General features: G+C 71.7%; 8 protein-coding genes. 5 read left to right on the forward strand and 3 right to left on the reverse strand.

Annotation, left to right across the window (positions count from 1 at the left end):
- Positions 1-12: 12 nt before the first annotated feature.
- Positions 13-1,314 (reverse strand): family 1 glycosylhydrolase, encoded by a 1,302-nt coding sequence (locus AB0N02_RS15620; protein WP_363946280.1) that lies wholly within the window; start codon positions 1,312-1,314, stop codon positions 13-15.
- 98 nt (positions 1,315-1,412) lie between these two features.
- Between AB0N02_RS15620 and AB0N02_RS15625 the strand changes: the two genes are divergently transcribed.
- Positions 1,413-3,863 carry a discoidin domain-containing protein gene (locus AB0N02_RS15625; protein ID WP_363946282.1) on the forward strand — a complete coding sequence of 817 codons (2,451 nt, stop codon included), beginning with the start codon at positions 1,413-1,415 and terminating at the stop codon, positions 3,861-3,863.
- Here AB0N02_RS15625 and AB0N02_RS15630 read toward each other — a convergent pair.
- Positions 3,828-6,590, reverse strand: coding sequence for a LuxR family transcriptional regulator (locus tag AB0N02_RS15630; RefSeq protein WP_363946287.1), 2,763 nt, complete (start codon positions 6,588-6,590; stop codon positions 3,828-3,830). The genes AB0N02_RS15625 and AB0N02_RS15630 overlap by 36 nt on opposite strands.
- An 82-nt stretch (positions 6,591-6,672) precedes the next feature.
- Positions 6,673-9,423, reverse strand: a complete 2,751-nt coding sequence (locus tag AB0N02_RS15635) for an AAA family ATPase (RefSeq protein ID WP_363946289.1) — start codon at positions 9,421-9,423, stop codon at positions 6,673-6,675.
- An 85-nt stretch (positions 9,424-9,508) separates the two neighbouring features.
- Between AB0N02_RS15635 and AB0N02_RS15640 the strand changes: the two genes are divergently transcribed.
- The 4 genes from AB0N02_RS15640 to AB0N02_RS15655 all read left to right on the forward strand — a co-directional run bounded on the left by AB0N02_RS15640 (position 9,509) and on the right by AB0N02_RS15655 (position 15,315).
- Complete coding sequence (locus AB0N02_RS15640) at positions 9,509-12,148, forward strand: LuxR C-terminal-related transcriptional regulator (RefSeq protein ID WP_363946291.1); 2,640 nt, start codon at positions 9,509-9,511, stop codon at positions 12,146-12,148.
- Positions 12,149-12,184: 36 nt separating this feature from the next.
- Positions 12,185-13,150 (forward strand): helix-turn-helix domain-containing protein, encoded by a 966-nt coding sequence (locus AB0N02_RS15645; RefSeq protein WP_363946293.1) that lies wholly within the window; start codon positions 12,185-12,187, stop codon positions 13,148-13,150.
- A 67-nt stretch (positions 13,151-13,217) separates the two neighbouring features.
- Positions 13,218-13,871, forward strand: coding sequence for a BON domain-containing protein (locus tag AB0N02_RS15650; protein WP_363946294.1), 654 nt, complete (start codon positions 13,218-13,220; stop codon positions 13,869-13,871).
- Positions 13,872-14,085: 214 nt separating this feature from the next.
- Entirely contained in the window at positions 14,086-15,315 is a 1,230-nt protein-coding gene (locus AB0N02_RS15655) for a cytochrome P450 (protein ID WP_363946296.1), read from the forward strand.
- Positions 15,316-15,337 lie beyond the last annotated feature (22 nt).

Here is a 15,337-nt window from a genome sequence, read left to right on the forward strand (position 1 = left end):
GGGGGATTCCCCTCACGCTGCGGGTACGGAGTCCATCTCAGGAATGCTGCCGTGCGCGACGATGAGGTCGCGATACCAGTGGGCGCTGAGTTTGGGAATGCGTTCCCGCGTGCCGTGGTCGACGTAGACGACGCCGGAGCGCTCGAGGGTGTCCATGAACGACCACACGAAGAATCCCCGCAGGTCGACGCCGTCGGCCAGGGCGCGGGCCGCGGCGGCGAAGGCCCGGCTGAGGTGGTCGACGCGCTCGGGGTCCAGGATTCTGCCGGAGGCCCCGTCGTGGTCGCGTCGGCGCGCCCCGCTCTCGCCGACGTAGAGCGGCAGCCCGGTGAACTCGGCCGAGACTCGCTCCAGCACCGCGTGCAGCGAGCCCGACGGATCGGCGGGCTCTTCACGTACGCCGAAGGGAGCCGCGGGATCGTGGCGGGCGACCACCCGCTGGGCGTTGCTGATCCCGGCGAAGTCGGTGGGCGTGCTGATGATCTCCAGGTCTCCGGTGCGCATGAGCGCCCACAGGCCCATGGGGTCGACGCAGTCAAGCACGAGCGCGCTGTAACGGCCGTGGTAGATCGGGTCCAGGAAGACGCGGTTCTTGACCGCGTCGAGCCTTCGCGCGGCGGCGCGATCGTCGGCGCCGTCGCCGGCGGCCACGACGTCGGCGACGAAGGTGGTGATGCCCACCTTGGCGTGGGGTGCCACGTCGCGGATGGCGAGGGTGGCCAGGCCGTGGGCGAGGCTCAGGTGGTGCGCGGCGGCCACGGCCGCGTCCAGATCGGTGCGGCCGGGGGCGTGCTCGCCGTACCCGTAGCCGAGGAAGGCCGAGCACCACGGCTCGTTGAGGGTGATCCACCGCGTGGCCAGGTCGCCGAGGGCCTCGACCGTGCGCCGGGCGTAGTCGGCGAAGCGGAAGGCGGTCTCCCGCTCGGCCCAGCCTCCTTCGGCTTCGAGCGCGGCCGGCAGGTCCCAGTGGTAGAGGGTGACGAACGGCTCGATGCCGCGGGCACGCAGCCCCGACAGCAGGTTCCGATAGAAGATCACCGCCTGGAGGTTCAGCTCGCCCCTGCCGGCCGGCTGCAGCCGTGACCACGACACCGACAGCCGGTAGCCGGTCACCTTGAGGGAGGCGAGCAGGTCGAGGTCCGATTCCCAGCGATGGTAGTGGTCGCAGACGGCCTCACCCCTGGGCGCGAACGTGTCCCAGATGCTGCGCCCGCGGCCGTCCTCGTCCGCGGCACCCTCGATCTGGTAAGCCGCCGTGGCCAGCCCCCAGGTGAACCCGGCAGGGAACGCGCGCACGTCGACGAGGTTCTCCATCAGGCACCTCCTATTAATATTTGGCTTAGGCTAAGCCGTAGACAAAGTAATCGCAAGAGGGGAGCATCGCAAGGGTCACGGGATGGAGGAGGCCCACGATGAACAACCACTGGAAGGCGGCCGCACTCGCGGCCGTCATCAGCGCCGCCACCCTGGCGGTGACCGCCCAGCCGGCGGCCGCCGCGCTCGGCTCGACCGACTTTCTCAAGGTCAGCGGCTCGGTGCTGAAAAAGAACTCAGGCACGGGAGCCACGATCAACTTACGCGGCACCAACCTCGGCGGCTGGCTCACCCACGAGGACTGGATGTCCCCTCTCGGGGAGTTCGCGCTGACCAGGAACGGCTGGACGGCCACCGCCTCCGCCGGCAACGCCTCACTCGCCATCGACGGCGACGACACCACCCGCTGGACCACCGGAGCCGACCAGAACGGCAGCGAGTGGCTGAAGGTGGACATGGGTGTGGTGTCGCGCTTCAACCGCGTCACCTTCGGCCACACCGACTTCGGGGGCGGCGACTACGCCCGCGCCTTCACCGTCGAGGTCTCCACCTCCGGATCGACCTGGACGAGCGTCCACAGTGGCGCCGGCAACGCCTCGAGTACCGTCACCACCGCCGGCTTCACCCCGGTGACCGCTCGCTACGTCCGCGTCAAACAGACCGGGACCGGCGACAAGTGGTGGTCGGTCGGGGAGTTCAACGTCTTCAACGACGCGGCCTCCTTCGACCGCGCCCAGTGGACGGCCTCCGCCTCCGGCGGCACGGGGTCCGCCAACCTCATCGACGGCGACGTGTCCACCCGGTGGACCAGCGGCGCCGACCAGACACCCGGCATGTGGGTCAAGCTCGACCTGGGCGCCCGGATGACGATCAACAACGTCACCCTCGACACCCAGAAGGACTCCACCTCCGAGGACGACTATCCGCGCGCCTACACCGTCCAGCTGTCCGACAACGGCTCGGCCTGGACGCAGGTGGCCAGTGGCACCGGGACCGCGAAGGCCACCAACATCAGCTTCCCCGCCGCCGGCGGCCGCTACGTGCGCGTCAACCAGACCGGCACGGACGACAAGTGGTGGTCGGTCGGCGAGATGTCGGTCGGGCTCAACCGCGACGACTACGACCTGCAGCTCACCCTCGACCAGCGCTTCGGCGCCACCGGCGCGCAGACGATCCGCGACGCCCATGAGAACACCTGGATCACCACCGCCGACTTCGACAACCTCGCCGCGATGGGCGTGAACTTCGTCCGCCTGCCCATCGGCTGGACGACATTGCTCAACACCGACGGCACCTGGAGGTCAAGCGCGTGGACCAAGATCGACTGGGCGATCGACCAGCTCTCGAGCCGGGGCATCTACACGCTGCTCGACCTGCACACCGTCCCGGGCGGCGGCTGCCCATGGGCCAGCTGCGGCCGCGTGGGCCCCAACCCGAACGGGTTCTGGGGCTCCACGACGTACCAGGACTGGGTCGTGGACATCTGGCAGGCGATCGCCGCCCGCTACGCGGGCAACCCCGCCGTGGCCGGGTACGACCTGATCAACGAGCCGCTGCTCGACTACACCGAGGACAGCGCCGACGTGGCGAAGAAGAGCGCGTACTATGACCGGCTCTACGACGCCGTCCGCCTCGTCGATCCCGACCACGTCATCGTCATGGGCGCGTTCTTCGGCTTCGGCGCCATCACGCCACCGTCGACCTACGGCTGGACCAACGTGGTCTACGAGCTGCACCCCTACGACATGCCGCACGCCACGGACTGGAACGCCCAGAACCAGCTGGTCACCAACCATCTCAACGCGCTGCCGGGACTGCTGTCCAACCCCGGCGTCCCGGTCCTGTACGGCGAGTACTCCCTGTACTACTACGACGACGTGTGGGCGCGCTGGATGGCCGGGCTCAACGCCCAGCAGCAGTCCTGGTCGAACTGGACCTACAAGACCAGGGGCACCGACGACGACGGCCAGGGCTACTGGGGCTTCCACTACAACCGCACCGCCCCGGTCCCGGTGATCAACACCGACGACTCGGCGACGTTCGTGCAGAAGCTCCAGCGCTTCGCCACGAGCACCTTCACCCGGAACGACCGCATGGTGGCCACCGTCACCAGGTACGCGGGAGGCCTGTCGACCTTCGCCCCCGTTTCGATCAGCAGAACCGGCTGGACGGCCACCGCCTCCGGGACGGGCGGCAGCGGCACGCTGTCCGGCGGCATCGACGGCAACAGCGCGACCAAGTGGAACAGCGGCGCCGACCAGACACCGGGCCAGTGGTACAAGATCGACATGGGCACCACGCGCACGGTCGCCATGGTGACCGTGCAAACCCCGGCCTCCTCCGCCGCGACCGATTACATGCGCGGCTACCGGCTGGAGTTCTCCACCGACGGCACCACCTGGACCACGGTCGGGAGCGGGATCGGCTTCGGGGGGAAGCGGCCGATCTCCGTCACCCCGCAGAGCACCCGCTACGTCAAGATCACACAGACGGGCACAGCCGACTACTGGTGGTCAATGGACGAGGTGACGATGTACTCCTCGTATTGATCTCGGTACGGCGGGGCCGCCCGCGTTCCCCGCGGGCGGCTCGAGCCGGGAGGCGAGCTGCCCGCGCGAAGTCACGCCGAGCTTGGGGAACATGCCCGACAGGTACGAGCCGACGGTCTTGGCGGACAGGTGGATCCGGGCGCCGATCTCCCTGTTCGACAGCCCGGAGGCGGCCAGCCGGGCGATCCGCAGCTCACGGGACGTCAGCACGTCCTCGGCACTGCGCTCCTTCACCGCGGTGCCGTCGTGTTCGGCCCAGATCGGGGCGCCGAGCAGGTCGAGCGTGGTCCGCGCCGCGGTGGCGACGGTGCGCGCCTCGGCCTGGCGGCGGTTGCGGTGCAGCCAGCGCGAGTAGGCCAGCTGCGTTCCCACTCTGACCAGCGGCCAGCGCGCCAGGTCCTGGCCGAGTGCCGCCGCGTACAGGTCCTCGGCGTCCGCGTCGTCGGCGAGCACGGCCCGCGCGTACGGCAGCTGGACGTGCAGTAGCGGAGCCGGTGCGAGAGCGGCGACGTGTTCGAGCTTGGCCAGCGCGGCGCGGGCCGGCGCCAGCCGGCGGCCGTCCACGGCGGCCGCGGCGGCCGCGGCGAAGGGCATGACCGCGGCGAACGCCTCCCTGCCCAGGCCCTCGGCGGGCTTGTCGAACAGCGGTTCCAGCTCCTCGTAGGCCCGGTCGTGGCGTTCGGCGGCCAGCCAGGCCAGTCCTCTGGCCAGCCGTACGCCTGCCACCAGGTCGAAGCGGCGGCTGCCGTCGGCCCTGGCGGCGAGCTTGAGCGCGCGTTCTGTTTCGCCGCGCAGCCCCGCGGCCACCGCCTCGGCGGCGGTGAGGGCGTCAGCCCAGCTCGGCTGATGGGTTTCAGCCAGCACCAGGCGGGCCTCGGCCGTCACCTGGGCGGCGCGGCCCCAGTCTCCCAGCAGGCACAGGTCGACCATGCGCAGGATGAGCACCTGGGCCAGCGGGCCGACCCGGCCGTGGTCGCGCAGCGTGGGCTCGGCCCTGGCCAGCAGGGCGACGGCGCGGACCGGATCGCCGATCGAGTGCGCGGCGAGTCCGAGCAGGCGCAGCCCCTCGGCGTCGGGCAGGTCCGCCACGGCCGCGGTGCCCGGTAGCCGGTCGGCCACCTCGCGGTTCCTGAGCACGGGCTCGGCCAGCGCCAGCGCGGCGATGTGCCGGGGGTCGGCGATGCTCGCCGGGGTGGCCGCCGCCAGCTCGTCGGCGGTCGCGGCGACCGCGGCCTGCGCGATGGAACCCGGGGCCGTGCGCTGGACCCGCAGGGCGGCGCCGAGCAGCAGGTCGAGGGCCAGGCCTGGATCGTGGCGAGCCCGCTTCGCCGTGGCGCACAGCCGCGCGACCCGCGCGGTGTCCGGCCGCGTGTCCTCGTCGGACACGTCGCGCAGCCATTCGCCCCTGGTCCTGTCCGCCGCCGTGAGACCCGCGTCGGTGGCGGCGTCGAGCAGGTCGTGGACGACATGCGACTGACCGAGGCCGTAGGCGAACTGGGCCGCGTCGAGCAGCCGCCGGCCCGTGGCCGTGCGGTCGCCGGTCAGCCGCGCGGACAGTTCGAGCGCCCATACGACGGGGGCGACGCCCCGCCGGTTGAGCGTCGCCGGACTGACGGTGGCCAACTCGTCGGCCGACTCGTCGTCGGGGCCGTCCACGGACTGGGCGCGATGCCAGGCACACCGGTGCGGCTCGTCCACCAGCACCGCTGCCAGCGCCTGGTTGGCGGCCCGCAGGCGTGCGGGGGGCTCGGCCCAGACGACGGCCGCGCGCGCCACGGGATGCCGGAAACGCAGGCGGGTGCCGTCCAGATGGACCAGGTTCGCCGCCGCTGCCTCGTCGAAGACGTCGACGGCGACCTCACCGCCGGTCAGGACCGCGGCGGCTCGCAGGATGTCCTGCAACTCACCGACGTAGTCCACGGCCGCCACCAGAACGGCATCCCTGACCGGCGGCGGCAGCTCGGCCAGACCTCCGGCGAACGCCCGCACCAGTGGAGCGGTCACCCGCGGCGGCGTCCACGAGTCCGACGGCCCGCCGTCCCGCCAGGCCTGCGGCAGCTCGGTCAGGGCGAGCGGGTTGCCTAGCGCCGTCCGCAGGATACGCTCGCGGGCGGTGACCGACAGGCCGGGGGCGTGGCGGCCCAGCAGCACCCGTGAGGAGTCGTCATCGAGCGGAGGAACGTCCTGCACGGGCAAGGTCAGCTCCGGCATACGTGAGATCTCGGTGGCGCGCACGGCGGCCACGAGGACGATGGGGTCGTGGCCGAGCCGCCGGGCGATGAACCCCAGCGCCTGTCTACTGGGATGGTCGAGCCACTGGGTGTCGTCCACCGCCAGCACCAGCGGGCGCCGCGAAGCGCCGACGACCAGCAGGTGGAAGGCCGCCATGGCGGCCGCGAACGCCTGCGGCGCCGTCCGCGAGCCGTCGCCGATCACCGAACCGAGCAGGGCGCGCTGCGATTCCGGCAGGCTCTCCACCGTCCCTCGCAGGGGTGACAGCAGCTCGCGCAGCCCGCTGTACGGCGCGGCACCGGGTACACCGGTCACCGTGAGGACGGCCTTCCCTGCCGAGCGCGCGTGTTCGGCCGCGGACCGCAGCAATGAACTCTTTCCAACGCCTGGGCCACCGCGCAGCGCGAGGGAGCCACCGGTCTGCGGCAACCCGTCGATGAGGGCACGCAAGGCCGCCAGCTCCCCATCTCGCCCGAGCAGTCTCGCGTCGCGCATGCCGCCCCCAGCTTCCGAGGTCACCCGCGATCGTACGCGCGCGATCGACGGATGGACATGCGTCAACCGACTGATGTACGTGTCATTCGTCAGGCTCCATCTGCCGGAGACGGGACGCGAGCTGTGCCCGCGTGGTGATGCCCAGCTTGGGGAAGATCCGGTAGAGGTGGCTGCCGATCGTCCGCGGCGACAGGAACAGGCGTTCGCCGATCTCCTTGTTCGACAGCCCCTCCGCGGCCAACCTGGCGACCTGCAGCTCCTGGGCCGACAGCGTGTCGAGGGCCGAGGGCAGGCGTTCGGCCGCCCGCTCGCCCGCGGCGCGCAGTTCGGAACGCGCCTGGTCCGCCCACGCCCGCGCGCCGATGAGGTCGAGCGTGGTCTGGGCGGAGCGCAGCAGCAGGCGGGCCTCGACGGTACGTCGTCGCCTGCGCAGCCAGGCCCCGTAGGCCAGTTCCAGCTTGGCGCGCACGAGCGGCCAGCGGCTGAGGTCGTGCCCGAGGGCCGTGCCGTACAGCTTCTCGGCGTCGGAATCGTCGGCCAGGACGGCCCGCGCGTACAGCAGCTGGGTGTGCAGCAGCGGCGCGGAGGTGATCAGGGCCACCCGTTCGAGCTCGGCCAGCACATTCCCGGCCTCGGCCAGGTGGCCGCTGTTGAGCGCGGCCTCGGCGTAGAACATCACCCCGTCGAACGACTCGCGCAGGTGGTGGCTGGGGTCGGCGGGGTCGTACGGCCTACGCAGCTCCTGGTAGGCCTGCTCGTGGTCGCCTGTGACCAGCCGGGCGATCCCGCGTGCCAGCTGCACGCAGCACAGCAGATCGTTGAGCCGGTCGCGACCGGCCTCCGCCTCCGCGGCGCCGGCCAGTTCGAGGGCGCGCTCGGTCTCGCCGCGCAGCGCGCACCAAATGGCCACCAGGGACATCGACCCCGTCGTCCACAGGGGCTGGCCGCTGTCGCCCGCGACGCGGTTGCCCTCCTCGGCCACGGTTATCGCCCTGTCCCAGTCGCCCATGTAGAGGTAGTCGCCGATCTGCATGGTGAGCACGTGGGACAGCAGGCCGAGCCTGCCCTCCTCGCGGAGCAGCAGCTCCGATCTGCTCAGCAGGTCGGTGGCCCTGGGCAGGTCGCCGACCGCGTGGGCGGCCATGCCGAGCAGGTGCAGCGCGACGGGGTCCAGGGCGCTGGCCGGAGGCACGGCGGCCAGCAGGTCCCGTACGGCCGAGCCGCGCAGGACGGGCTCGGCGACGGCGATGGCCGCGACGTAGCGGGCGTCGGTCGTGGACACGGTCAGGGACTCGGTCACCTCGGCGACCCTGGCCCTGGCCTCTGGGCCCGTGTCGGCCCACCAGCAGCGCAGGGCCGCTCCGTGCAGCAGGTTGAGTGCGAGGTCGAGGTCGCCTGCGGCCGCCGACCGCGCGGCGATGTCGCACAGCTCGAACACGCGCCCCGCGTCGCCGGGAACTCCGTCGTTGAAGATCTCCTTGAGCCATTCCATCCGGGCACGATCCAGCTCGGACAACTCGTTGCGCGCGGCCTCGGTGAGCAGGCGGGCGACCATGTCCGCGCGCCCCAGGCCGAAGGCGTGCTCGGCGGCCAGCAGCAACCGACGCCCCTTGGCGCCGGGGTCGGTCGTGAGCTGTGCGGCGCGCTCGAGCGCCCAGATACCCGTGGCGACCGAGCCGCGCCTCAGCGAGATGACGTGGCTGGCCTCCAGTTCGTCGGCGACGCCGTCGTCCGGGCCGATGATCGACTGCGCACGGTGCCAGGTGCGCCGGTAGGGGTCGTCGGCCAGCGCCTTCGCCATCGCGGCGTTGGCCGCCAGCCGCCGGGCCATCGACTCGCTCTGCAGGACCGCGGATCGCACCAGCGGGTGGTGGAAGCTCACCCGCGTGCCCGCCATCCGCAGCAGCCGGGCCGCGATGGCGCCGTCCAGGTCCGCCGTGCCCAGCCGCCGCCCGGCGAGCACCGACGCGGCGGCGACGATCTCCGCCAGTTCGCTGCCGTAGTCGATCGCCGCGACCAGGAGCATGTCCCTGGTGGGGGCGGACAGTTCGGCGATACGGCCGGCGAAAGTGTGCTCCAGCCGCGTGGTCAGCGACGACGCGGAGTCCGGGCCGTCCGTTGCGGGCCCTCCACGCAACCGCGAGGTCTCGGCCAGTTCCACGAGTGCCAGCGGGTTTCCCTGTGCCTCCCCCAGGATCCGCTCTCGCCCCGCGGCACTGAGATGGCCCGGGCAGGCCAGCAGCAGCCGCTCTGAGGCGTCCGCGTCGAGCCCGGCAACGGGGAATTCGGCCAGCCCGGCGTCCGCGAACGGGGTCGCGTGCCCGTTGCGGACGGCACCGATGATCAGGATGGGGTCCCGGTCGACACGGCGGGCCACGAACGTGAGCGCCTCCTGGCTGGGCTGGTCGAGCCAGTGCAGGTCGTCGATGGCCACGACGACCGGACGCTCGGCCGCCAGCTCCGCGAGCAGGTTCAGCACGGCCAGCGCGACCCTGAACGGCTCCGGCGCGGGCCCGTCCCCCGCGCCGAGCGCGGACAGCAGCGCCCTCTCCTGCGGTCCCGGTAATCGGCTCGCCGCCTCGAGCACCGGCCACAGCAGCTGGTGCAGCCCGGCGAAGGGCAACCGTGCCTCCGCCTCGACCCCGGTGGCCTCCAGAACCCGGTGACCGGCCGCGGCGGCGAGCTCGGCCGCCGCGTGGAGCAGCGACGACTTGCCGATACCCGCCTCGCCCAGCATCACCAGGGCGCCCCCCTCGCCGGGCAGCCGCCCGACCAATCCGCCTAGCGCCTCCAGCTCGGCGTCCCTGCCCATCAGACCGAGGTCGGTCGTCAATTAAGGCTCCCTTGGATGCGTGAGGATGGTCATACTTTAGACAGGTTGTAGTCCCAGCTCCTCGAGACGACCTCGGCGGTGGACATTGATCGACGGCCGTGAGCGCGAGTCGGCTCAGATCGAGGAGTCACTCCGGCTGCGGCGCGCCCTGCTGATCACCGGAGACGCCGGGCTGGGCAAGAGCGTTCTGATGCGGGCCGCTGTGGAGCGGGTACGGCGGGCCGGCGACACCGTGCTGCACGCGCGCGGATACCAGGGCGAGGCCGGGCTGGCCTACGCCACTTTGCACCAGCTCCTCCGCCCGGTCCTCGACCGGGCGGAGGCCCTGCCCGCGCTGCGGTCCGCGTTCGCCATGGACTTCGAGGAAACAGCGCCGGAACCCACGGCCGTCCGCGACGCCACGCTGACCTTGGTGACCGGCCCCGGCCGGGTGCTGATCGTGGTCGACGACGTCCAGTGGTGCGATCACGCGTCGCTGGAGGTGATCGCGTCCGCCGCCTCGATCGTCGCCGTCCTGGCCGCCACCCGCGGCGGCGCTCCCCCGTCCTTCGCCACCGGCTTCGCCACGCTCGCGCTCGGGCCGCTGCCCGCCGACGCGGCCGAACGCCTGCTGAGCCTGCAACCCAGCCCGCCCGCCGGGCCGCGCCGCCGGCGCCTGCTTCACCAGGCCGGAGGCAATCCGCTTGCGATCATCGAGCTGGCCAAGCTCGCCGACCCGCTGTGGGCGGGCACGGTTCCCGTCACCGAGCGCCTGCTGCGTCTCTACGAGGCGCAGCTCCTCGAACTGCCGCGAGCCACGCGGGACCTTCTCATGCTCATGGCGTCCGACGAACGGTTCGATCTCCCGGCCGCGGCGGAGACTCCCGGGCTGACCCGCCGCGACGAGCGTGGCCGGCCCGCGTTCCGCTACCCCGTCATCCGGTCGGCCGTCTACCAGGCGGCCTCCTTGACGGCCCGCCGTACGGCTCACCTGACCTTGGCGGCGGCACTCGGGCACGACCCCGACAGACGGGCCTGGCATCTGGGGGCCGCCGCGGCGGGCACGGACGAGGAGACGGCGGCGCAGCTGGAGGCCGCGGGCGAGCGGGCCGCGCGGCGCGGCGCGCCGGCCGAGGCGCTCATCGCCATGGAGCGCGCCGCGCAGCTGTCACCCGACGGCCGGGCGCGGGCCGGACGGCTGGCGAAGGCCGCCGGGCTCGCGCTCCACCACGAGCAGGTCGGCAAGGTCGAGCGGTATATCGCCACCGTGGCCGCGCTGACCGACGACCCCGGCGTGCTCGCCCGGCTCCAACCCCTGGTGGGCTGGGTGATCTCCAACACCGGGCGGCAGGAGGCGGCCATGGCCCTGCTGATCCCCGCCGCGGAGGCCGTCGCCGGCCACGCACCCATGGCGGCGATGGCGATCCTGCGGACGGCCTGTGACGTGGCCCTCCATTCCGGGCTGCGCACACACCGCGAGCAGATACGGCGGGCTCTCGCGGCGATCGCCGTGCCGGACGAACCAGACGATCCGCTGCCGTTCTGGGTGTCGGCCACCGCCGACCCGCTCGCCGCCCACAAGGACATCCAGGCCGCCGTCGAACGCGACCGGATCAGCCCGGACCCGGCCTTCGGCAACCGGCTGACGCTGGGCATGCTGGCCGCCCTCGGCGACCTCCCCGGTCCCGCCATCGACGTGCTCGCGCCGCTGATCGACCCCGACGGAGAGCCGGCGCTGCCCGACAGCAACAGCGCGTACCTCACCTTCTACGGCTTCGCCTGCCTGGACGCCGGCCTATGGGACAAGGCCGAGTCGGTCGCCGGGCACGCCGTACGGATCTCCGCCGCGACCAACCCCGGCCTGTCGACCGCGATGGCCCAGGCCCTGCTGGCGACGCTGGCCGCGCTGCGCGGACGGGCCGAGGAGGGGCGCGCGCTCGCCCACCGGTCGCTGACCTCCACCGACCCGCAGAGCAGGATCGTCACCGTCCGCTGCGAGCGGGCGCTCGGCCTGGCCGCCGCGGCCGAAGGCGGCCACGAGGCGGCCTACAACCACTTCCGCCGGCTGTTCACCGGTGATGGTGAGCCGGTGCACGACCACCACTCCTACTACGCGCTCGTCGACCTGGCCTCCGCGGCCGCTTTCACCGGACACCTCGACGAGGCGCAGCTCGTGCTCGACACCGCGGACGCCGACCTGGCGGGGCGTCCCACCGAGCGGCTGAGCCTGCTCGTCGGTACGGCGCGCGGCATCCTGGCCGTCTCCGACGAGGACGCCGAGCGCCACTTCGAGGCCGCACTCGCGGACCCCTCCGGCGACCAGTGGCCGTTCGAGCGGGCCCGGACGCGTCTGGAGTACGGGCAGAGGCTGCGCCGCCGGCACCAGATCGGGCGGGCGCGGGAGGAGCTGACCGCGGCGCTCGACGCCTTCGAGCGGCTGGGCGCCGAGCCGTGGGCCGAGCGCGCCAGGATCGAGCTGCGGGCGGCGGGCGTACAGCCGGAAGGAGGCCTGCTGAACCTGCTCACCGCCCAGGAGCTGCAGATCGTCCGGCTCGCCGGGCAGGGGCTGACGAACAAGGAGATCGGCGAGCGGCTGTTCCTGTCACACCGTACGGTCAGCACCCACCTGTACCGGATCTTCCCGAAGCTGGGCGTCTCCACCCGGGCCCAGCTGCACGCCTTCGCCGACGAGCTTGGCCATCATGGCGGTCAAATGACGCAAGACCCTCCGGCCGGCAACCCCTAGCGTCGTCCTCGCGGACCATCCGAGGGGAGCCTGCCTATGCTCGTGCTGTTCGACACCGCCACCGTGCCTGCGGGCGATCGCCTGGACAGGCTCAGCGAAGCGGTCGGGGACGCCGTCGTCCCGGTCGAGATCGAGCACCACACCAGCCCGGACGCCGTGGCGGCCCGGTGCCTGGGCCGCAAGGTGGGCGGGCTGTCCATGATGAGCCTCCGCACGACACCCGTGACCCTGCGGCGTACCGCCCGGCTGGCGGGAGCCGATCAGGAACCGCAGCTGCTGCTGGAGCGTCAGCAGGCCGGGCGGCGCGTCGTCACGCAGGACCGGCATCGCACGGTGCTGAAACCCGGCGACATGAGCATCCTCGACACCGCCCGGCCCTACACCTCGGCTCACCCCGACGGGGTGGACGAGTACTGCGTCCGCGTCAGCCGAGCCGAGCTGGGGCTGCCGGAAGAGGTACTGAGCCGTGCGGGCGGGATGCGGCTCGACCCGCGCAACCCCGTCGCCGACCTCGCGGCCTCCTACCTGTCGCGGCTGGCCGACCAGCCCAGGATGGAGGCGTTCGAGACACCCACCATCGAGCTCATCAGGGCGGTCATCCTCACGCAGCTGGGCGACGGCTCGACGGGCCGCCAGTCCCTGGAGGACACGCTCGCGCTGCGGATCATGGACTTCGCGCGGCGGCATCTGACCAACCGCGACCTCAACGCCGCGAAGATCGCCGCCGCGCACAACATCTCCGTCCGCCACCTGTACGCCACGCTCGCCCGATCCGGCATCGTCCTGGGAGAGTGGATCCGCGAGCAGCGGCTCGAAGGCTGCCGGCGTGATCTGGCCAGAACCGACCGCAACGCCAAGACGATCTCCTACATCGCGCACCGCTGGGGGTTCGGCGACGCCACCCACTTCAGCCGCGCCTTCCGCGCCGCCTTCGGGATGTCCCCCAGGGAATGGCGCGCCCTGCACGCCGGCGCAGGATCCCGTGCACACGCGACAAAGTAGACGCCCTTCCCCCGGCCTAGCGTGATCGGCGTCCACCACGACGAGAGGGAGCGAGAGGGAGTACGTCATGACCAACGAGGAACTCGAAGTCCAGGTCGCCGACGAGCTGTTCTGGGACCCCAAGATCGACGACAGGGCCGTCGCCGTTTCGGCCGACGGCGGCATCGTGACGCTGCGCGGCACGGTCGGCAGCCTCCGCCAGAAGCGCGAGGCCCGCAAGGCCGCCGAACGCGTCTACGGCGTGGTCGAGGTCGTCAACGACCTCGACGTACGGCTGCTGACCGAGCACCGCAGGAAGGACGCGGATCTGCGCGGCGACGTGCTGCAGGCGCTGATGCTCGACGCGCTCGTGCCCTCCACCGTCGACGCGCAGGTCAAGGATGGGCACGTGACCCTCACCGGCACCGCCGAGTGGCACTACCAGCGTGACGAGGCCGAGTTCGTCGCCGGGAACATCCTCGGCGTGACCGGTGTCCAGAACGACGTCACCATCCTCGGACCGCTGCCGAGCACCGGCGACGTCGACGACTCGATCCAGCGGGCGCTACGACGCGACGCCAAGCTCGACGCACAGGGCATCACCGTGGAGACGATCGGGCACACGGTCAAACTGACCGGTGACGTGCGATCGTGGGCCGAGCGCGACGCCGCGGTCGCGGCCGCATGGGCGGCGCCCGGCGTGAAGAACGTGAACGACCGGCTCATCGTCTCCTACTACTGACCCTTCCCCAAGCGGCCGCGGACCTGGTCTCCCTCGGTCCGCAGCCTTTCCGACGCTCGAACGCCCCGGGACCGTGACCGTTGTCCCGGGGCGCTGCGGTGTGTGCGCCCTGCGCGACCACTCGGCTTTTCACGCACCGACGCAGTCGAATGACGCAAGTCCGTCACTCCTCTCACAGCTCATCCTGGGGAAACGGTTGCGAGAAGGAGACAGCATGATCACGCAGTTCACGGATCCCGTGCAGTACGGCGACTTCGGCACGTGGCTCAAGTCCGTCGCCACGCTGCGCCAGGAAGGGCCCCTGCACCGGGTCGAGGTGGAGGGGTTCGACCCCTTCTGGGTGGCGATCGGGTACGACACGGTGGTGGAGATCGAGCGGCAGCCTGACCTGTTCCACAACGCGCCGCAGCCGATCCTCACCAATCAGGAGGGCATCAGGCTGCAGAGCGAGAGCGGTGTGCAGCCGCGCACGCTGATCCAGATGGACGCCCCCGACCATCCCAGGTACCGCAGGTTCGGCTACGAGTGGTTCCGCCCGGCAAACCTGGACAGGCTCCAGCCGCGGCTGGACGAGCTGGCCGAGCATGTGGTCGAGCGGATGCGGCAGCACGGCGGCCGGTGCGACTTCGCCGCCGACATAGCGCTGCACTACCCGCTGCGGGTGATCCTGGAGATCCTGGGCCTGCCGGAGTCGGACTATCCGCTGATGCTGAAGCTCACCCAGGACTACTTCGGCAGCGAGGACCCGTCGATCGCCAGGAACGGCGACGTCTCCCGGGCGGGCGAGGTGCAGATCCTGCAGGACCTGTTCGACTACCTGCACGCGCTGACCGCCGACCGGCGCGCCCGGCCCACCGACGACCTGGCCGGTGCGATCGCCGCGGGGACGATCGACGGCGAACCGTTCCCTCCCCTGGAGACGGCCAGCTACCACATGATCATCGCGACCGCCGGGCACGAGACGACCAGCAAGGCCATCGCGGGCGGTATGTGGGCACTGATCGAGCACCCTGCCCAGCGCCGCCTGCTGACGGAGCAGCCCCAGCTCATCCCGGGCGCGGTCGAGGAGATGCTGCGGTACGTCTCGCCGGTGCGCCACATGATGCGCACCGCCACCGCCGACACCCGCATCGCGGGCCAGAAGATCGCGGCGGGCGACTGGATCCTGCTGTCCTATCCCGCCGCCAACTACGATCCGGCGAGGTTCGACGACCCGATGGCCTTCGACGTCCTGCGCGCGAACGCCTCAAGCCAGCTGTCCTTCGGGTACGGCAGGCACTTCTGCCTGGGCGCGCAGCTGGCGCGCATGGAGATACGGACCCTGTTCCGCCACCTGCTCCCCCGCCTACACGAGATCGACTTCGACGGTGAGCCGGTCATGACCCGCGCCACGTTCGTCGGCGGCCCCAAATGGCTGCCGATCCGCTACGTGCTGGAAGCCTGACGTGCGGACGCCCTCCCCCGGA

It is taken from the genome of Streptosporangium sp. NPDC051022, from assembly GCF_040683035.1.
Taxonomy (GTDB): Bacteria; Actinomycetota; Actinomycetes; order Streptosporangiales; family Streptosporangiaceae; genus Streptosporangium.